General features: G+C 68.6%; 19 protein-coding genes. 15 read left to right on the top strand and 4 right to left on the bottom strand.

The annotated features are described in order from the left end of the window. Positions 1-174: 174 nt before the first annotated feature. The 11 genes from ACZ45O_RS01585 (at position 175) to ACZ45O_RS01635 (ending at position 8,623) form a co-directional block, all read left to right on the top strand. Positions 175-789 carry a superoxide dismutase gene (locus ACZ45O_RS01585; protein ID WP_464855220.1) on the top strand — a complete coding sequence of 205 codons (615 nt, stop codon included), beginning with the start codon at positions 175-177 and terminating at the stop codon, positions 787-789. 100 nt (positions 790-889) lie between these two features. Continuing rightward, on the top strand, positions 890-1,189 hold the full coding sequence (locus ACZ45O_RS01590) for a hypothetical protein (protein WP_464855221.1): 300 nt from the start codon (positions 890-892) through the stop codon (positions 1,187-1,189). Then, a complete protein-coding gene (locus ACZ45O_RS01595) occupies positions 1,182-1,535 on the top strand; it encodes a spore coat protein (protein WP_464857616.1) in 354 nt (117 codons plus the stop codon). The genes ACZ45O_RS01590 and ACZ45O_RS01595 overlap by 8 nt, the downstream gene beginning before the upstream one ends. Before the next feature lie 100 nt (positions 1,536-1,635). Next, positions 1,636-2,526: a DUF72 domain-containing protein gene (locus tag ACZ45O_RS01600; protein ID WP_464855222.1), complete on the top strand. Its 891-nt coding sequence runs from the start codon at positions 1,636-1,638 to the stop codon at positions 2,524-2,526. A gap of 176 nt (positions 2,527-2,702) precedes the next feature. After that, positions 2,703-3,305: an RNA polymerase sigma factor gene (locus ACZ45O_RS01605; protein WP_464855223.1), complete on the top strand. Its 603-nt coding sequence runs from the start codon at positions 2,703-2,705 to the stop codon at positions 3,303-3,305. Between the two features lie 104 nt (positions 3,306-3,409). Next, the gene (locus ACZ45O_RS01610; protein WP_464855224.1) at positions 3,410-4,060 is read left to right on the top strand and encodes a thiamine diphosphokinase; all 651 of its coding nucleotides are present in this window, start codon (positions 3,410-3,412) and stop codon (positions 4,058-4,060) included. A gap of 81 nt (positions 4,061-4,141) precedes the next feature. Further along, the gene (locus ACZ45O_RS01615; protein ID WP_464855225.1) at positions 4,142-4,981 is read left to right on the top strand and encodes an HAD family hydrolase; all 840 of its coding nucleotides are present in this window, start codon (positions 4,142-4,144) and stop codon (positions 4,979-4,981) included. A 4-nt stretch (positions 4,982-4,985) separates the two neighbouring features. After that, complete coding sequence (locus ACZ45O_RS01620) at positions 4,986-6,365, top strand: CCA tRNA nucleotidyltransferase (RefSeq protein WP_464855226.1); 1,380 nt, start codon at positions 4,986-4,988, stop codon at positions 6,363-6,365. Between the two features lie 58 nt (positions 6,366-6,423). After that, positions 6,424-7,095: a hypothetical protein gene (locus tag ACZ45O_RS01625; protein WP_464855227.1), complete on the top strand. Its 672-nt coding sequence runs from the start codon at positions 6,424-6,426 to the stop codon at positions 7,093-7,095. Positions 7,096-7,185: 90 nt separating this feature from the next. Next, the gene (locus tag ACZ45O_RS01630) at positions 7,186-7,461 is read left to right on the top strand and encodes a putative signal transducing protein (protein WP_464855228.1); all 276 of its coding nucleotides are present in this window, start codon (positions 7,186-7,188) and stop codon (positions 7,459-7,461) included. 1,012 nt (positions 7,462-8,473) lie between these two features. After that, positions 8,474-8,623, top strand: a complete 150-nt coding sequence (locus tag ACZ45O_RS01635; RefSeq protein ID WP_464855229.1) for a hypothetical protein — start codon at positions 8,474-8,476, stop codon at positions 8,621-8,623. Positions 8,624-9,021: 398 nt separating this feature from the next. Here ACZ45O_RS01635 and ACZ45O_RS01640 read toward each other — a convergent pair whose 3' ends face one another. Continuing rightward, the gene (locus ACZ45O_RS01640) at positions 9,022-9,771 is read right to left on the bottom strand and encodes a hypothetical protein (RefSeq protein WP_464855230.1); all 750 of its coding nucleotides are present in this window, start codon (positions 9,769-9,771) and stop codon (positions 9,022-9,024) included. Positions 9,772-9,972: 201 nt separating this feature from the next. Between ACZ45O_RS01640 and ACZ45O_RS01645 the strand changes: the two genes are divergently transcribed. The 3 genes from ACZ45O_RS01645 (at position 9,973) to ACZ45O_RS01655 (ending at position 12,367) form a co-directional block, all read left to right on the top strand. Continuing rightward, positions 9,973-10,872, top strand: coding sequence for an ABC transporter substrate-binding protein (locus ACZ45O_RS01645; RefSeq protein WP_464855231.1), 900 nt, complete (start codon positions 9,973-9,975; stop codon positions 10,870-10,872). Positions 10,873-10,941: 69 nt separating this feature from the next. After that, positions 10,942-11,598 (top strand): amino acid ABC transporter permease, encoded by a 657-nt coding sequence (locus ACZ45O_RS01650; protein ID WP_464855232.1) that lies wholly within the window; start codon positions 10,942-10,944, stop codon positions 11,596-11,598. A 1-nt stretch (position 11,599) separates the two neighbouring features. After that, a complete protein-coding gene (locus tag ACZ45O_RS01655) occupies positions 11,600-12,367 on the top strand; it encodes an amino acid ABC transporter ATP-binding protein (protein ID WP_464855233.1) in 768 nt (255 codons plus the stop codon). A 1,068-nt stretch (positions 12,368-13,435) separates the two neighbouring features. On the opposite strand, the gene ACZ45O_RS01660 is transcribed toward ACZ45O_RS01655, so the two are convergent. The 3 genes from ACZ45O_RS01660 to ACZ45O_RS01670 are packed head-to-tail and all read right to left on the bottom strand — an operon-like array spanning position 13,436 to position 16,197. Continuing rightward, positions 13,436-14,080 (bottom strand): nitroreductase family protein, encoded by a 645-nt coding sequence (locus tag ACZ45O_RS01660; RefSeq protein ID WP_464855234.1) that lies wholly within the window; start codon positions 14,078-14,080, stop codon positions 13,436-13,438. Between the two features lie 24 nt (positions 14,081-14,104). After that, positions 14,105-15,343, bottom strand: a complete 1,239-nt coding sequence (locus tag ACZ45O_RS01665) for an MFS transporter (RefSeq protein ID WP_464855235.1) — start codon at positions 15,341-15,343, stop codon at positions 14,105-14,107. A gap of 20 nt (positions 15,344-15,363) precedes the next feature. Continuing rightward, complete coding sequence (locus ACZ45O_RS01670; protein ID WP_464855236.1) at positions 15,364-16,197, bottom strand: hypothetical protein; 834 nt, start codon at positions 16,195-16,197, stop codon at positions 15,364-15,366. Positions 16,198-16,383: 186 nt separating this feature from the next. Between ACZ45O_RS01670 and ACZ45O_RS01675 the strand changes: the two genes are divergently transcribed. Beyond that, positions 16,384-17,760, top strand: coding sequence for a MurT ligase domain-containing protein (locus tag ACZ45O_RS01675; RefSeq protein ID WP_464855237.1), 1,377 nt, complete (start codon positions 16,384-16,386; stop codon positions 17,758-17,760). Positions 17,761-17,762: the final 2 nt, after the last annotated feature.

The raw sequence follows: 17,762 nt of genomic DNA on the forward strand, positions 1-17,762 counted from the left end.
TCAGGCAGGCGCGGCGCACACAGGCGCAGCGGTTGGCCAACTTTTGGAGCGACAAAGTTGAAAATCCGGGTGGAATTCGGTAGGCTATCCAGCAGAGGCCATTCCCCTTCGCCAACATCTGGCGTCATAAAGAATGGAAAGGAAACTTTGAGGTTGAGTTAGGAGGGTTTGCACATGGCTTTCCAGCTTCCTGCGCTTCCGTATCCGACGAACGCCCTGGAGCCGTACATCGACGCCCAGACGATGGAGATCCACCACGGCAAGCACCACGCCGCGTACGTCAATAACCTGAACGCGGCCCTGGAGGGGCATGCCGACCTGCAGAACAAGTCGATCGAGGAGCTGCTGCGGAACATCGACAGCGTGCCTGAGGCCATCCGCACGGCCGTGCGGAACAACGGCGGCGGCCACGCCAACCACACCCTGTACTGGGAGATCATGACCCCCGGCGGCGCCAAGGAGCCCAGCGGCGAGCTGGCCGAGGCGATCAAGGCGGCCTTCGGCTCCTTCGAGAGCTTCAAGGATGAGTTCGCCAAGGCCGGCGCCGGCCGGTTCGGCTCCGGGTGGGCCTGGCTGGTGGTGACCAAGGACGGCAAGCTGGCCGTGTACTCCACCGCCAACCAGGACAGCCCGCTGATGCAGGGCGACACGCCCATCCTGGGGATGGACGTGTGGGAGCACGCCTACTACCTGAAGTACCAGAACCGCCGGCCGGAGTACATCCAGGCCTTCATGAACGTCATCAACTGGGACAAGGTGGCGGAGCGGTACGCGGCCGCCAAGAAGTAGCCACATAGCAGCGTCCTGACGGCGACCCGGCGGCGGGTCGCCGTCAGAGTATGCCGTGCATTCCGTCGCGCCATACTAAGCGCGAAGGAGGCGGAGCGGCATGGAGCATGACGCCCTTGCGGGCAGCGGTCCCGCCGGCGAGCGCCGGCTGACCGATCAGGAGCTGATGTTTGTAGGCCGCGCGCTGGACGGCGAGCTGCTGGCCCTGAAGAAGAACCACCATTACGCGGATGAGATGACGGACGAAAACGCCCGCCAGCTGATGCGGGAGCATGCCGACATCCACCACCGGAGGATCAACATGCTCCTGGCGCTGCTGGAGGCGCCCGGGGACATCACCAAACACGCGAAGCTCTTGCTGCAGTCGGGGGAAGGGGTGCGGCGACGTGCGGATGACTGACGCGGACCGTCTGCGCGACTGCCTCTGCAGCGCGAGGGAACTGGCGAAGCTCTACGCGGAGGCGGCCCTGGAGGCCAGCAACAACGGCGTGCGGGAATTCTTCCTGGGCATGCACGGAGAGGAGACCCACAACCAGGAGGTGCTGTTTCACTTCCTGCACACCAGGGGCGAGTACCCGACCCGGGCAGCGGCCCCCGGTCAGATTGCAGAGGTGCGCCGGCGCTATGCGGAGCAGTACCGCAGACTGGGGCTGACCGACGCCCCCTCGTTCCGCCGGTACCACACGGCAGACCCGACGATGCACCCGGCCGCCGCGCAGGCTCCCGAGCACTTCGAACGACACTGATTCCAGGCGCCTCTTGTGCCCCTGCCCGGAGGTACAGGAGGCGCCTGCTTCGCGCGCGGGGGGACCCGTGTTAATATGTAGCCGGAGGGAGGGAGCGAACGTGGCCAGGATCCGCGTCGGCACCTGTGCCTGGTCCGATCACGAGGCGTACTACCCGCCCGGCCTGCCGCCGCGCGAGCGGCTGTCGTATTACGCGCGCCATTTCTCTATTGTAGAGGTTGACAGCACCTTCTACCGCCTGCAGCCGGCCAAGTGGTTCGCCAGCTGGGCGGAGCGCACGCCGCCCGATTTCCGGTTCAACGTGAAGGCCTACGGCGCCATGACGAAACACCACCGGGAGCCCCGGCCGGGTGAGGAGGACGTGGTCGAAGTGTTCAGGCGGTTCGCCGCCTCGGTGGCGCCGCTCAGGGAAGCCGGGAAGCTGGGCGCGCTCCACTTTCAGTTTCCGCCCTGGTTCACCTGCACGCCGGTCGCGCGCGAGTGGGTGCAGTTCTGCCGGGAGTTCTTCGCCGACGACCTGGTCGCGGTGGAGTTTCGGCACGTCTCCTGGTTCAGCGGGGAGAACCGCGCGGCCACCCTGGAGTTCCTGCGCCGCCTGCGCGCCGTGCACGTCGTCTGCGATGCGCCGCAGCTGGGCTCGGGCACGGTGCCCCGGGTGGTGGCGGTGACCGACCCGCGCCTGGCGATCGTCCGGTTCCACGGGCGCAACGCGAAGACATGGTACATCCGCGGCACCACTTCTCAGCAGCGGTTCGACTACCTGTACAGCAGGGAAGAGCTGGCCGAGTGGCTGCAGCCGATCCGGGAGGTCCTGGCCCCCGCCGCCGCGGAGGTCCACCTGCTCATGAACAACAACCGATCCAACTACGCGGTGCGAAACGCGCTGGACCTGATGAGCCTGCTCGGCATGCCCACGCCGCCGCGCGATGCGCGCGGCGTGCCCCTGCCCCCTGAGGAGGCGCGGCGCCCGCAGCAACTGCGGCTGTTCTAGGAGGCCGACTTCTGTCACATTCATGTAACAGAAGTGGGACTCGTTCGCAAAATGGAGTGGCGTGGTGCAGAGGGATCAGGTAGAATAACTCTACCCATGACAGGTCAAAGGCAGAAAATTAGACAGAATATTTAGTCGTGAACAAAAGTGCCTTGGAAAAGGGGGCGGGATGAGCGGTGTCATGGCAGGCTGGCCTTGGCGCGCAGCCCCTCCGCACGGGGGATGACGAGGGGCGTCGCATCGTCCGCCGGCTGACGACGGGCGACGAGGAAGCGCTGGGCATGATGATGGAATCCTTCGGAGGCGCGCTGTTGCAATACGCTCACCGCCTCGTCGGCGACAGGCACGCCGCGGAAGAGATCTGTCAGGATACCCTTTTCAAGGCGTGGCAGCAGGGGGAGGAGTTTGACCAGGACGGTCACCTGAAGGCCTGGCTCTTCCGGGTGGCGCGCCACCGCGCCATCGACTGCCTGCGGCGCCGGCGCGGGGTCGTGCTCGAGCCCTACGGGAACCAGACGGCGGACGAGGTGGTGCACCCCGAGGCCGAGGCGGAGCGGGCATGGCTGACGGAGGCGATCCTCGACGCCCTGGCGGAGCTGCCGCCGCCGTACCAGGCCGTCATCCACATGCGGTTCTTCCACGACATGGGCTACCGGGAGATCGCGGAGCAACTGCAGATCCCGATCGGCACGGTGAAGAGCCGGCTCAACTACGGTTTGAAGGGCCTCGCGCGCATTCTCCGCGCGCGGCGCATCGCCCAGGACCTGCTGGAGCACTAGCGCCGGCACGGCGGGCTGCGCGGCCTGGGCTTCCCGGCCGGGGTCGCTCTGCTATAATGGGGCAGAGACGGGTGCGCGGGGGACGCACCACGAGGAGGCCGGGTATGCCCGAGGGAGCACGGCTGCGCGCGGCGATCTTCGCAGCAGGGGACGTCTTGGATCTGGATCGGGTCAGGGGCCTGGTGGGCCATCCTGACCTGGTGATCTGTGCCGACGCGGGCCTGCGCCACGCGCAGGCGCTGGGCCTTCGCGTCGACCTGCTGCTGGGCGATTTCGACTCCCTGGACGAAGGCGCGCTGGCGGACGCCCGCGCCGACGGGGTGGCCATCGTCCAGGTGCCGGTGGAGAAGGACAAGACCGACAGCCACCTCGCTCTGGAGGAAGCGCTGCGCCGGGGGGCGACCGAGATCCTCCTGGTGGGCGGTTCGGGCTCCCGGCTTGACCACACCCTCTCCAACGTCCTTTTGCTGCCGGAGTGCCCGGTGCCCGTGACGATGACCGACGGCAAGAGCATCGCGCGGGCCCTGCGGGACGGCCAGTGGCTGGAGGTGCGGCGCGAGTCCGGCGCCTACCTCTCCCTGGTGCCGCTCAGCCCGGTCGTGACGGGCGTCTGCGTGAGCGGGGTGCACTGGCCCCTGGCGGATGCAGTCCTGCGCTGGGGCGAGTCGCTGGGCATCTCCAACCGGGTGGTCGAGCCTGTCGCCCGGGTCTCCATCGGCGAAGGGCGCCTCCTGGTCGTCCAGGCCCGGGACTGAATGAAAAACGCGTGCCATCCAGGTCAGCCTGTCCGGCGGACCTGGATTCCGTTATGCCCGGGCTTGTGCTACCATTGCAGCATGAACATCAAACTCTTCGCCTTCGATCTGGATGGAACGCTGCTGGACCGGGCAGGGCGCATCTCTGCGGAGAATCGCCGCGCGGTGGCGGCGGCCCGGGCCTCCGGGGCCGAAGTGGTCCTCGTGACCGGCCGGTCGTGGCGTTTGACCCTTCCCTATTACCGGGAACTGGGGCTGACCGGGCCGGCGATCTGCTACCTGGGCGCCCTCATGGTGGAAAACGGGTCGGGCTGGATCGGGTACCACCGGCCGCTGGTGCCGGAGGCCTGGGTGAAGCTGCGCCGGCTGGCCCTGGCGGAGGGCCTCTCCATCACCGCGGTCTCGGCCGCGGATCAGGCCGTGTTCGGCTCGCAGCTGCCGCCGAAGGACCTGATGGCCAATGACACCGCCTTCGGCACGGAGCCGCCCGATGACTTCGCGTACTGGGACGAATGGAACCCCTACACCGAGATCGACCCCGGGCTGCACCGGTGCACCTCGCCGCCCACGATGGCCGCGGTCTACGGCGACCGGGCCGTCGCGCGGGTACTGGAGGCGTTCCCGGAAGGGCTTCCGGCCTCGCAGTTCGACCTGACCGACCGCCACCCCGGCGAGACGGTGCTGCACGTGTGGCACGAGGAGGTCGACAAGGGGCGGGCCCTGGCGCGGTACTGCCAGCAACGGAAAATTCCCCCTTCGGCGGTGATGGCCGTGGGCGACACCACGGTCGACGTGTCCATGCTCCGCTTCGCCGGGATCGGCGTCGCCGTGCCCGACGGCCACCCGAGGGCCCTGGAGGCGGCGGACTGGGTCGCCACGCCCCTCGAGGCCGTCGAGCGGGTCCTGGGCGCACGGGGGTGACGGGATGCGCCGGCTCGCGAACGCCCTGCGGCTCGGCTGGGGGAAACGGGTCCTGCCAGGCCGGTTGCGGCGCGCCCTGCCTCCGGGCGGGCGCGCCATTCTGGCCGCGCTGGCCGGGGCGGGGCACGAGGCGGTGCTGGTCGGCGGGGCGGTGCGCGACCTGCTGCTGGGGCTGACGCCTCAGGACTGGGACGTGGCCACCAGCGCGGGCCCGGACCAGATTCGCGCGCTCTTTCCCGGGGGGCGCCTGGTGGGCGCCGCCCGGGAGACCGGCACGGTGCTGATTCCCCGGGGCGGCACCACTTACGAGGTGACACCCTACCGGGCCGGAAGCCTGGCCGGCGACCTGGCCCGGCGCGACTTCACCATCGACGCGATGGCCCTCACCCCTGCCGGTCGGCTGATCGACCCGATGGGGGGCAGGCGTGACCTGGCGGCGGGGGTGCTGCGGGCCTGCGGGCGGCCCGAGGACCGGCTGGAGGAGGACCCGCTGCGAATGCTGCGGGCGGTGCGGCTGGCGGCGCAATTCGATCTGACCCTGGACCCCGCGCTTTCCCGGGCGATCGCCGCGCAGGCGCCGCGCCTGCAGGCGGTGGCCCCGGAGCGGATCGGCGCCGAGTTCGGCCGCCTCCTGGTGACCGACCGGCCGGCGTGGGGCATGCAGCGGCTGCGGGAGCTGGGGCTCCTCGCCCAGTTTGCGCCGGAGTTGCTGGAGATGGTGGGGGTGGAGCAGAACCGGTACCATGCGTTCCCGGTCTGGGAGCACTCCCTGATGGCCCTGGCGCTGGTGCCGCCGGTCCTGCACCTGAGGCTGGCCGCCCTGCTGCACGACGTGGCCAAGCCACGCTGCCTCTCGGTGGATGAAGCGGGCGACCGCCACTTCTACCGGCACGAGGTGGTGGGGGCCGAGATGGCCGACGCGCTGCTGCGGCGGCTGCGGTTCGACAACGCAACCCGCGCCCGGGCCGTCCACCTGGTGCGCCGCCACATGGACCTGCACCTGGACGGCCCAGCCACCGATGCGGCCCTGCGCCGGATGGTGCGGCGCATCGGGGTGGAGCACCTGGACGACTTGGTGCAGCTTCGACGGGCCGACCGGCTGGCCTCGGGCAAGCGGGAGGGCGACCTCGGGCCGGACACGATGGCCATCCTGGACGGCATCCGGCGGGTGCTGGCGGAGGACGCGGCCCTGAAGGTCACCGACCTGGCGGTGGACGGCCACGACGTGATGGCCGCCTTCGGCCGCGGACCCGGACGCTACGTGGGGCAGGTGCTGGAGGCCTTGCTGGAGGAGGTGCTGGAGCAGCCGGAGCGCAACCGGCGGGAGGTCCTGCTGCAGCGGCTGCAGGAGATGGCGGCGGGCGGCTGGAAAGGTTGCGGTTGAGGGCTGCGTGCGCAGCGCCGGCAGATGCAGACAGATCGCAACAGGGGAGGCGGAACAGGTGAGGGAGACGGATTTGCTGGAGTGGACCGCGGGCTTCGTGCCCTGGAGCCAGTGGGCGCGGCCCGTGGCCGAGTCGAAGGTGGCCCTGGTGGCGACGGCCGGTGTATACCTGAAGCACGGGCTTCAGGAGCCGTACGATGAAGGACGCCCGGGCGGCGATCCCACCTTCCGGGAGTTTCCCGTCGTCGTCCAGTATGAGGACCTGGCCGTCTCGGAAAGCCAACAGGCTGCGGCTGAGGCCGATCTGAACCTGGTGTTCCCGCTGGAGCGGCTGCGGGCCATGGCGGCATCCGGGGCGATCGACGCCGTCGCGCCCTTTGCCTACAGCTTCAGTGGGGCAGTTGCGGATCCGCTGCCCCTGCTGGCCGGTTCGGGGCAGTCGGTGGCCTACCGCATCCGCCGCATGGGCGCGGACGTGGCCCTGGTGTGCGCCTCGGGCGAGACGGGCTGGCTGACCGCCTCCCTTGTGGCCCGGCTGATCGAGCTGGCCGGCGTGCCGACGGTGGTCCTGGCCGCCGGCGCGGACGGCCTGCGCGGGGCGAACGTCCCCCGGGGCGTCCTGATCCGGCAGCCTGCCGAGCCCGGCGACGCCGAGGGGCAGGAGCGGCTGCTGCTGGCGGCTCTGGAGGCGGCGTGGAAGCTGGATGAGCCCGCGGTCATCGAGCTGTGAGCCGTGGGCGGTGAGACTGGCGGCGAGCCGTGCAGTGGTGGGCGGCTGACTGTGACCGGCGCTGTGGGCCGGAGGGCAGGAGGAATGGCCATGGATGTCGAGTGGGTTGAGGTCTTCAGGGCACCCGACCATATTGAGGCCGAGATCGTCCGGGGCCTGCTGGAGGCCAGCGGGATCCCCGTGATCACCGAGGCCCGCGGCGCTCAGGCGCTGCCTTACATCTTGGGCCCGGCCCGGGTAGGGGGGTACATCTTGGTTCTCGTACCGCCGGACCAGGAGGAAGCAGCCCGTGAGTTGTTGGCGGCCCGGGGAGAGCCGCCCTCGCCACCCGACCCGGATGGCGGCGATGAGGAGCAGGAAGGCTAGCAGGTATGCGGCGGCAGTCGCGCAGGGCGCGGACTGCCGCCGCTTGTGTTCTGCAAGCCGCCGGGGGTTGAGCCGGCTCCTCCGGCGGCTCCCCCGGTGCGGAACTTCTGGCGTGTGGAGCGAGTCAAGCGGTGTGGCCGAATAGGCGGTATATTGCGTACGGAGGGTATCCCATGCGCCGAGCTGTGGTGGCCTTTCTGCTCGTCTCCCTGCTCTGTGCGGCCTGTAGCAGCGGTCCCGCCGCCGAGCGGGCGGCCGAACCGGACCCTGCAGCGTCGGTCGCGGCAAGTCCGCCTTACGACGGAGCTTCCGGCACCCCTCCCGACCCGGCATCGGCGGCAATGTCGCCGGCGTGCACAGGCGGGTTTGGGGAGGACATCCGCCGTCTGAAGCCGGCGACGGGTGACGAGCTTCTGCGCTGTGCCGCCGAGGTGGCCGTGCGGCATCCGGAGTATCGGACGCAACTCGCCTTCTGGCTCTTGGTCAACAGGGACACGTACCCGGACGCCGGGAAGCCGGGCTACCGGGCCTTCGTCCAGACGACCCGGTGGAGGCCTTGGTCCCGGCACCCTGCTGGCGGTTGCCGATCCGGCCGGATCGCCTGCGGGCGTCGCCTACCATCCCGACACCGCTGCCTGGAGCGCTTCGCGGGGAACCTGACCCCGATGCAGTGGGAGGAGATGATCGTCCCGCCGTGGCTGGACCAGCCGTGGCGCCCGTACGCGGTTGTCCTGGTGACCCAGTGGCTTGACCGGCCGATCCTCGGCCACCCCGACGCGGGCACGCCCCAGCTCTTCTACAGGCTGCCCGAAGACGCGGAGCCCGTCTCGCTGATCTGTAGCCCCCGAGGCCTCGCATACGCTGTGGTGGAACTAAGGGATTCCGGCTGGAGGCGAACGTCCTGCGCTCGCTGCAGGATGACAGCGGCCCCCGTTTCCGGCTGCCGCTGGAGACGCCGCTGCTGGCTGTATCGGACGACGCCGTCACCACGGTCACCGTCAGCGATGCGACGGTGACGGCTAAGAACCACCTGACGGGCGACCGGGTGTCGTGGCGCCTGCAGGGCGAGATCCTGAACGTGCGGCTGACCGGCAGCGCCCTCCTCGTGGTGCAGGCGGATAGGGTGATGGTCGTGCCGTACCGCTTACTGAATGCAGATTAGACTGCGCGGCCCGGGCGCCTGCCGATACGCCATGCTGCCTTACCACCCGCATTCGAGAGCGGGCTCGAAGGGCCTTCCTGCGCCGCACCCCCGGGAGATATAGTCAAGAACGATCACGATCGGCCCGAGAACGGTGGTCCGCGTGTGGCACGATCTTCCTTACGAGCCCGCGCCACGGCCGGGCCAGGCGTGACGCCCCCGGGAAGCGCTGAAACCAGGACGCCGTGAACGAGGCGTCCTGGTTTCACACTGTGCAAGCTGGGTCAGCGCATACCTGCCCACCGTCGGACACCAATCACCACCAGCAACCCGCTGCCCCTCTCACAGCTCACATGCCACTGCCCCTCTCAGCTCACATCCCACTGCCCGCTGCGAAAACCCACCGCCCACAGCCCAGATCAACGGCTCAGCCGCGCGCTTACCTCATGCCACAGCAGGTTCAGTTGATCGCGCGACGACGTGGCATCCAGGATCAGCGCCGCCTTGGTGGCCTCCGAGAGCTCCACCAGCTTCTGCAGGTCCGGCTTGTCCGAGGCCGGCGCGGCCTCCAGCGCGTCCAGCAGCGTCTGGTGGGCGATGGCCAGCTCATCCCGGGCGAGCCCGCGGTTGCCCTCGGCCCAGTAGACCTGGGCGAGCAGCACCTCGCCCTGGGCCTTGATCAGGAGGCCCTTCACCGTCATCTCCAGCGACAGCGCGGCGGCCGTCTCCTCCTCCGAGGAGGCCAGCTGGTCCTTCACCGACTCCTCCAGGGCCTGCAGCTTGGCCTCCATCTCCTCGCGGGCGGCGCGCAGGTCTAGCTTCAGCGTCTCGATCTCCGCCAGGCGGGCTTCCAGGCTGGTCACGTCGCCCTCCTGCTCCAGCAGCACGCCGGCCGCCACCGCGGCCTCCTGAACCCGCTTCATCTCGGCCTGGAGTTCATCGCGCTGCCGCTGCACCTCAGCCTGGAGCGCGGCCGTGGCGTTCTGCAGCTCGGTCCGCAGTGCGGCGACCTCGTCGAGGGTCGTCTCCCGGAGCGCATTCAGGTCGTCCGCGGCGCTGGTCGCGGCGGTAGTGAGCGCATTCATGCGCAGCTCTACGATGAGAAAAGCGGTGCCCAGGCTGATGGCGGCCATCAGCACGAGGAGGCCCAGGCCGCGCAGCAGAGGCATCGCCAGACCGGGGCGTTGCGTAGTGTTTTCCGGTTCCGGTGCGGTCTCTGGCGTGTCAGGCGTGCCCATTGCGCCAACTCCTTTCAATTTTGTATATTCGCCAGCAGGTGATGGGCGATTTGCGGCGAAATTGGGTTAAATCATATACTGCGATTCTTCATCGCGGTAGAGAAAAGAAAAAGAGTGGAGGGTTCAACGGTGATGAGAAAGAGTTCCGCTTTGCTCCTGGTTATCCTGCTCCTGGCTTCGGTCGCACTGGCTGCGTGTGGGGGCCAGCAGCAGTCGGGTACGAGCCAGCAGAGCGGCAGCGGCGCTGCGACGCAGCAGCCGGCCGGCAGTGGGACTCAGGAGCCCGCCGACAGCGATGCCAAGGGGCCGGCCAACTCGCTGGAGCGCATCAAGGCCGAGGGCGTGCTGCGGGTGGGCATCGACGCCTCCTACCCGCCGATGGAGTTCGTCGATGAGGACGGCAAGACCCCGATCGGCTTTGACATCGACCTGGCCAACGCCGTTGCCGAGAAGCTGGGCGTGAAGGCCGAGTTTACCATCATCGACTGGGCCGGCATCCAGGTCGGTCTGCTTGGCGGGCACTACGACGCCATCATGTCCTCGATGACCATCACCGAAAAGCGGCAGAAGGAGATGGACTTCGTCCAGTACCTGACGATGGGCATCGCCTACGCCTCCCGCCCGGGCGTCGAGGTGAAGACCGATGCCGATCTGCACGGCAAGGTCGTCGTCGTCCAGGAGGAGACCACCGCCCAGTTCTACATCGAGGACCTCATGGAGAACGCCGGTATCCAGCCCGTGGAGCTGCGGTCTTTTCCCTACGCCACCGACGCCTTCCGCGAGGTGGCCAATGAGCGGGCCGACGTGGTCGCCATCGACGCCCCGGTGGCCGGCTACTACGCGCAGCTCGATCCCGAGCTGTACAAGGTGACCGGCATGGCGGAGATGGATCCCGACCCCATCGGCATCGCGCTGCGCAAGGGCGAGACCGAGCTCCGGGACGCCATTCAGAAGGCCGTGGATGAGCTGGAGGCTGAAGGGACCCTCCACGAGCTGAAGGTGAAGTGGTTCGGCGACGCGGCCGGCCAGTAGCCCTCGATGGGGGATCAGGCGGCAGCGCCTGCTACGCCCGCCGCAGTCTTGGAAAGTGGGTGATTCCGGTTGGCCAAGTTTATTAACCACACGATTAACATCCTGCCCGTGCTCTTCGAGGGCCTGGGCGTCACGCTCAAGCTCACGGTCATCAGCGCCATTTTCGGCACCCTCCTCGGGCTGCTGGCGGCGCTCGCGCGGATCTCCCGTAACCCCTTGCTCAGCGCGCCCGCGGCGGCCTACGTGAACCTGTTCCGCGGGACGCCGCTCCTGCTCCAGCTTCTCACCATCTACAACGCCCTGCCGCAGGTGGGCATCAAGATCCCGGCGTTCCAGGCGGCGGTGCTGGGCTACAGCCTGAACGCGGGGGCCTACATCGCCGAGATCGTCCGTGCGGCCATCCAGTCCATCGACCGGGGCCAGATGGAGGCCGCGCGGTCGCTGGGCATGTCCTACGGCCTGGCGATGCGCCGGGTGATCCTGCCCCAGACCTACCGGCGCCTGCTGCCACCCATGGTCAACGAGCTGTCGGCGCTGACGAAGGACACCTCGCTGGCCTCGACCATCTCCATCCTGGAGCTGATGAAGTACTCCAACCAGTTCGTCTCGCGCACGAACCTGGCGTGGCAGACCTACATCTGGACGGCGGCGTTCTACATGGTGGTCACCATGAGTCTGAGCGCCCTGGCCAGCCGCATGGAGAAGAAGCTGGAGGCGAGGGGATAGCATGGCCGAGCCGATCATCGTCATCGAGGGGCTGAAGAAGAGCTTCGGCAAGTTGGAGGTCCTGAAGGGCATTGACCTGACCGTCCACAGGGGTGAGGTGGTGGTCGTGATCGGCCCTTCCGGCTCGGGCAAGTCCACCCTGCTGCGCTGCATCAACTTCCTGGAGCAGCCCACCGCCGGTCGGGTGCTCTTCCAGGGGGAGGAGGTGGGGCAGCGGCTGGTCGATGGCCGGCTCGTCCCCCTGCCCGAGAAGGTCCTGGACGCGCAGCGGGCCCGCATGGGCATGGTCTTCCAGCGCTTCAACCTGTTCCCGCACATGACGGCCCTGGAGAACGTGATCGAGGCCCCGGTCCAGGTGCGCAAGATGCCCAGGGCCGAGGCCGAGCAGCTCGGCCTCCGGCTGCTCCGCCGGGTCGGCCTGGCCGACAAGGCCGGCCAGTACCCCAACTTCCTCTCCGGCGGCCAGCAGCAGCGGGTGGCCATCGCCCGGGCCCTGGCCATGGAGCCCGACGTCATGCTGTTCGACGAGCCCACCTCAGCCCTGGACCCGGAGCTTGTGGGCGAGGTGCTGCAGGTGATGCAGGACCTGGCCAACGACGGCATGACCATGGTGGTGGTGACCCACGAGATGGGCTTCGCCCGGGAGGTGGGGGACCGGGTGATCTTCATGGACGGTGGCCTGATCGTGGAGGAGGGCCCCCCGGAGCAGATCTTCGGCGAGCCCCGCCACCAGCGCACTCGGGAGTTCCTCTCCAAGGTGCTGCACTGAGTTGCCGCGCAAGAGGCCTGCCCAGGTCGGCCGGAAACGGCGGCTGCCTGGGCAGGCTTTTCCTTGTCTCCTGACCCGGCGCAGCGGGTGGCGGGTTCGAACTGCGGCCGATTTCCACTTGGCTCGTGGGCGAAGTCGAGAATCGCCGCGTTTGGCCGGCTGCACGACGCTGCACGGGGTGGTTGAAGCATGAAGCATGGGCGCGGGGTTCGAACTGCGGCCGATTTCCACTTGGCTCGTGGGCGAAGTTGAAACTCGCCGCACTTGCCGGGTTGCGCGATGCTGCACCGGGCGGTTGAAGCATGAAGGAGTCTGGTACCGGGTTCGACCTGCGGCCGATTTCCACTTGGCTCGTGGGTGAAGTCGAAAATCGCCGCACTTGGTCGGCTGCCCGACGCTGCACGGGGTGGTTGAAGCATGAAGCATCGGGCGCGGGGTTCGAACTGCGGCCGATTTCCACTTCGCTCGTGGGCGAAGTTGAAGATCGCCGCGTTTGGCCGGCTGCACGACGCTGCACGGGGTGGTTGAAGCATGAAGCATCGGGCGCGGGGTTCGAACTGCGGCCGATTTCCACTTCGCTCGTGGGTGAAGTTGAAAATCGCCGCACTTGGCCAGCTGCGCGATTCGGTGCCCCGGCGGTTGAAGCATGAAGAAGTCGGGTGCCGGGCGCGTGCAGCGTCCATCCGAGACCTGAGCAAAGGCCCGGCCCAGCGTGGGTCCGACAAATCTCGGACCGATGCCTCTCCTCGAAAGACAAGCGTGACCTGGAAGCCCGATCAGGCCCTCCAGGTCCTCGCTGCGCTCTGCACCACTTTCGGTTCACTGCTCGCGGCGCACCCTCCAGTGCGCATCGCCCACACCCCACTGCTCACCGACCACGGCGCACCGCCCACGCCGCAGCGCTCACCGAGCACGGCGCATCCACCACGCCGCACCGTCTACGCCCACGGCGCGCGACCCACGGCGCGTGGCCCACGCCGCAGCGCTCACCGAGCACGGCGCACCCACCACGCCGCACCGTCTACGCCCACGGCGCGCGACCCACGCCGCACCGCTCACCGCCTACATCTACTTCTCCCCGAACCGCTCGAACGAGTAGATCTCCTCCAGCGGCCGCCGGTTCCGCGCAGGCTGCTGCCAGCCCTCCGCCGGATGGCCCACGGCCACGACCCCGGCGAAGAGGTAGTCCGCCGCCGGCGCGCCGACGGCCGCCTTCACCTGCTCGCCGTCGAAGCCGGTCATCCAGAGGGTGGCCAGCCCGAACTTGGTGGCGGCCAGCAGCAGGTTGGCCACGGCGATGTACGTGTTCGGCAGCACCAGCATCTGCCGGTAGGTCTCGTCCTCCCGCAGCCGCTTCACCAGGGCCTCCCGCTCGGGCGGCGCCTGCCCGGCCCTGAGCTGCGCCTCGACCCGGTCCGCCAGGGCATCCGCCTGCCTGAGCGACGCCAGGCAGACCACCGACGCGCCAGCCGTCTGCACCACCTGGGCGTTGCGGCCTGAGGTGGCCCGGGCCAGGGCGGCCTTGGTCTCCGGGCGGCGCACCAGCACGAACTCCCAGGGCTGATGGTTCATGGCACTGGGCGCCTGGTGCGCGGCCTCCAGGAGCGCCAGCAGGGTCTCGTTGGAGACCGGCTCGGGCCGGAACTCCCGCACGCTGTGCCGACGGGCGATCGCTTCCAGGACGTCACAGGAACTCTGCTTCAGCTCAGACATGGGCACGACTCCTTTCGTTCAACATCAGTCTCCGGCAGCGAGGCCCTGCTTGATGCCGCGCAGCGGGATGGCCGAGAGGAGCAGCCACGCCCAGCCCAGCAGGGCCAGCAGGGCGCACCCGGCGGCGATGGCGCCGAGGCCGGTGACGAAGTTTGGCCAGGGCAGCGACGCCACCATCATGCCGAGTGATCCCATCGCAGTGTTCCCGAAATTGATCAGCGCCGAGGCGGAGCCGGTGTCGGTGTCCTGCTGGCTGAGCAGCGCGTCGGTGGAGACGGGCCGCAGGAGGCTGGAGCTGAAGGAGTAGGGCAGGAACGCCAGCAGGAAGGCCAGCGGCGCCACCCGGCCGACGAAGAGCACGGCCAGCCCGCCGCAGAAGGCGAGGCTGAGGGCGGCCGTGATGATGGTGCGGGCAGGCACCTTCCTGTTGTTGAGCGCGATGTAGGTGAGGGGGCCGAGCACGGAGACCGCTGCGTTGGTGGCGAAGAAGAGGCTGTACGCAGTCTCCGACAGGCCGAAGAAACCGACGTAGATGTAAGAACTGACGGCGATGTAGGCCATGAACCCGGTGGGGATGAGGGCCACGGTGAAGAGGAGGCTGGTGAACGACGGGTTCCGGGCGACCACGAACAGGCGGCCCAGGCTGCCCAGGACCGGGCCCCGGAGGCGGGATTCCGGCCCCAGGGGCTCCTCCAGCAGCAGCGCCGCGGTCAGGGAGCACAGCGAGATGCCCGCCAGCACCAGGAAAGTGGTCCGCCAGGAGGCGTACTGCACGATGAAGGCGCCGATGATGGGGGCCAGCATGGGGCCGATGACGCTCATCGACTGAATCGTGGCCAGAATGGTGCCCCGCAGCCGGCCGTCGAAGCAGTCCTTGACCAGCGCCGTGGAGACCGAGACCATGCAGCCCGCACCCAGCGCCTGGATGATGCGGAAGAGGATGAGCTGCCAGATGCTCCCGGCGGCCGCGCAGGCGAGCGAGGCGGCCACGTAGAGGCTGAGGCCCGCCACCAGCACCGGCTTGCGCCCGTAGCGGTCACTGAAGGGGCCGAAGAGCAGCATTCCCACGGCAAAGAAGAGGAAGAAGCCGACCAGTGTGAGGTTGAGCACGCTGGCCGGCACACCGAACTCCAGCATCATGGTGGGGAACGACGGCAGATACATGTCGGTGGAGAGCGGCGCCGTCATGTTCAGCACCGTGATCAGGGCGATGAGCCCGGTTTTCCCGAGATACTTCTGTTGAACGAGCAAACCGCGGTGCATCTGTGAAGCGGTCCTCCTGTCTAATCCGGGTTCTCGGTGTCGGCGGGGCGCTCCCTCACCACCAGCTGGCCGGCGCTGTCCCAGTGGCCCACCAGGTTCTCACCGATGGGCTGGGGATCGCTCCCGTCCCACCGGGCGGTGTAGAGCTGGTTCCCCTTGTAGAAGAGCACCTGGCTTCCGTCCGGCGAGGGGATGAGGTGGGTGGCCCCGGTGAGGAAGGGGCCTAGGGGCGTCACCGCTGCCGTGGCCGGATCGGCCTCCAGCCACCGCGACGCCGTGTCGCGCAGCAGCAGGGTGGACCGCGGCGTCCAGGTGAGCGGCGCCACCGGCTCCACCTCGATCGCCGGGGACTCGGGCGGGTTCGCCGGCGAATCCGCCGCGGTGGACGCGCCCGCCGGGTCGGCCCCCGGCGGGGTCGCCGCTCCCTGCCCGGCAGGGTTCCCGTCTAGATCCGGCTGAGCGGTACCTTGCGCGCCGCCGTCCGCGCCGCCTTCCGGGGGCGCAGGCGTTGCAGGCGGCAACGTGACCTGCCACAGCCAGGCCCCGTCGATGCGTGTAACCCAGATCTCGCCGTCCCGCAGGACGGCGCGGAAGAGCCCGTCGGGAGAAACGGGGGCGGTGGACAGCGCCTCCAGGGTGTCAGCCGCAGGCGGGCTCGCATAAAGTCCAGACAGAGAACGGCTGCCCAGCGGCGTCGGTTCACCGGGCAGCGGCAGCGCAGCGTGTCCGGCGGCCACCGGTGCCGCCGGATCGATGCCGTATTCCCGCACCGCATCCGCCGGGCCGGACCGTGCGCAGCCGGTGATGAGAAGCACAGCCAGTATGAGTGCGCCGTAGCGGGACCGACCTGGCATCACTGTGAACGACTCCCTCCTGCGAAGGAAACAGGCTGAACGCGGGGAATATAATCTAGGTTTGTCGCCATCTTGGCCAGAAACCGCACGTAGGCTCCATGAAAGAACTTAACATAAACCAAGGTGAGGGGGAAGGGCACCCACTCCCGGGAAAGTTGAGGGAGCGCGATGAACCTGCGATCACGAATGGCAGTCTGGATGGGCAAGGGCCTGGTGACCGCGACCCGCATGGCGGGCCGCGGCGGAACGACGTTGCCCGGCGCGGTGGCCCGGAAGGTGGCACCCGACCTGCTGCGCACCCTCGCCGCGCAGCCCAGGGAAGGCGTGGTGGCGGTGACCGGCACCAACGGCAAGACCACCACGGCCAAAATGCTCTCCTCCATCTGCGAGGCGGCGGGCTGGGGCGTCGCCCACAACCGGGCCGGGGCCAACCTCATCGCCGGCCTGACCACCGCCCTCATCCAGGCGGCAGACTGGAAGGGGCGCATCGACCAGTCCGTGGGGCTCCTGGAGATCGACGAGGCCACCATGCCCCGGGCCTGCCAGGAGGTGCGGCCGAAGGTCGCAGTGGTGACCAACTTCTTCCGTGACCAGCTGGACCGGTTCGGCGAACTCGAACACACCGTGGACCTGGTCGCCCGCGGTCTCGCCCACCTGGCCCCGGGCGGCCGGGCGGTGCTGAACGCGGACGACCCCAACTGCGCCCGCCTGGGAACGCGCCCGGGCGCCGAGCCGCTCTACTACGGCCTGGAGGTGGAAGGCGCCGGGAGCGGGTCGGCGTCGCAGGCTGCGGACGCCCGCCACTGCGTCCAGTGCGGCCATCCCTATGAGTACGCGGCGCTCTACTACGCCCACCTGGGCCAGTACCGTTGCCCCAACTGCGGCCACCGCCGGCCGAAGCCCCAGGTGTACATAGACCGGCTGTGGGACGTGGACGCCCGGGGATCCTCCTTCCGCCTGGTCTCTCTCGAAGGCGCCTGCGAGGTGCGGCTCCAGATTCCGGGCCTTTACAATGTATACAACGCGCTGGCGGCGGCGGCTGGCGCGGTGGCGCTCGGACTTCCGCTGCCGGCCATCCGGCAGGGGCTCGAGGCCACCACCAGCCAGTTCGGCCGGATGGAGAGGATCACCATCGACGACCGGCAGGTCTTCATGGCCCTGGTCAAGAACCCCGCCGGCTTCGACTCGGTGATCCAGACGGTGATGCAGGCCGAGTCCCGCAAGAACCTGGTAATCGCCATCAACGACCGGTATGCCGACGGCACCGACGTCTCCTGGCTGTGGGACGTGGACTTCGAGGCGCTGGCCGGCCACCAGGATGAGATCAACTTCATCATCTGCACCGGGCGGCGGGCGGAGGACATGGCGGTGCGGCTGAAGTACGCCGGCATCGACGTCGCCAAGCTGTCGATTGAGAAGGACCCCGGAGCGGCCGTGAAGCAGGGGCTTCGCTATATTCAGTCCGGCGACCTGCTCTACATCCTGCCCACCTATACCGCGATGCTGCAGATCCGCGACCTCATCGCCCGGAAGGGGCACACGAAGAAGTACTGGGAGGTGTAGGC

It is taken from the genome of Symbiobacterium turbinis (assembly GCF_055383075.1).

Excerpts from the sequence above, each read along its gene's own strand:
- ACZ45O_RS01595 (WP_464857616.1), top strand. The coding sequence starts at position 1,182 with ATGACTGACGCGGACCGTCTGCGCGACTGCCTCTGCAGCGCGAGGGAA.
- ACZ45O_RS01645 (WP_464855231.1), top strand. The coding sequence starts at position 9,973 with ATGAGAAAGAGTTCCGCTTTGCTCCTGGTTATCCTGCTCCTGGCTTCG.
- ACZ45O_RS01585 (WP_464855220.1), top strand. The coding sequence starts at position 175 with ATGGCTTTCCAGCTTCCTGCGCTTCCGTATCCGACGAACGCCCTGGAG.
- ACZ45O_RS01675 (WP_464855237.1), top strand. The coding sequence starts at position 16,384 with ATGGCAGTCTGGATGGGCAAGGGCCTGGTGACCGCGACCCGCATGGCG.
- ACZ45O_RS01610 (WP_464855224.1), top strand. The coding sequence starts at position 3,410 with ATGCCCGAGGGAGCACGGCTGCGCGCGGCGATCTTCGCAGCAGGGGAC.
- ACZ45O_RS01660 (WP_464855234.1), bottom strand. The coding sequence starts at position 14,080 with ATGTCTGAGCTGAAGCAGAGTTCCTGTGACGTCCTGGAAGCGATCGCC.
- ACZ45O_RS01655 (WP_464855233.1), top strand. The coding sequence starts at position 11,600 with ATGGCCGAGCCGATCATCGTCATCGAGGGGCTGAAGAAGAGCTTCGGC.
- ACZ45O_RS01665 (WP_464855235.1), bottom strand. The coding sequence starts at position 15,343 with ATGCACCGCGGTTTGCTCGTTCAACAGAAGTATCTCGGGAAAACCGGG.
- ACZ45O_RS01615 (WP_464855225.1), top strand. The coding sequence starts at position 4,142 with ATGAACATCAAACTCTTCGCCTTCGATCTGGATGGAACGCTGCTGGAC.
- ACZ45O_RS01670 (WP_464855236.1), bottom strand. The coding sequence starts at position 16,197 with ATGCCAGGTCGGTCCCGCTACGGCGCACTCATACTGGCTGTGCTTCTC.
- ACZ45O_RS01590 (WP_464855221.1), top strand. The coding sequence starts at position 890 with ATGGAGCATGACGCCCTTGCGGGCAGCGGTCCCGCCGGCGAGCGCCGG.
- ACZ45O_RS01630 (WP_464855228.1), top strand. The coding sequence starts at position 7,186 with ATGGATGTCGAGTGGGTTGAGGTCTTCAGGGCACCCGACCATATTGAG.
- ACZ45O_RS01640 (WP_464855230.1), bottom strand. The coding sequence starts at position 9,771 with ATGCCTCTGCTGCGCGGCCTGGGCCTCCTCGTGCTGATGGCCGCCATC.
- ACZ45O_RS01620 (WP_464855226.1), top strand. The coding sequence starts at position 4,986 with ATGCGCCGGCTCGCGAACGCCCTGCGGCTCGGCTGGGGGAAACGGGTC.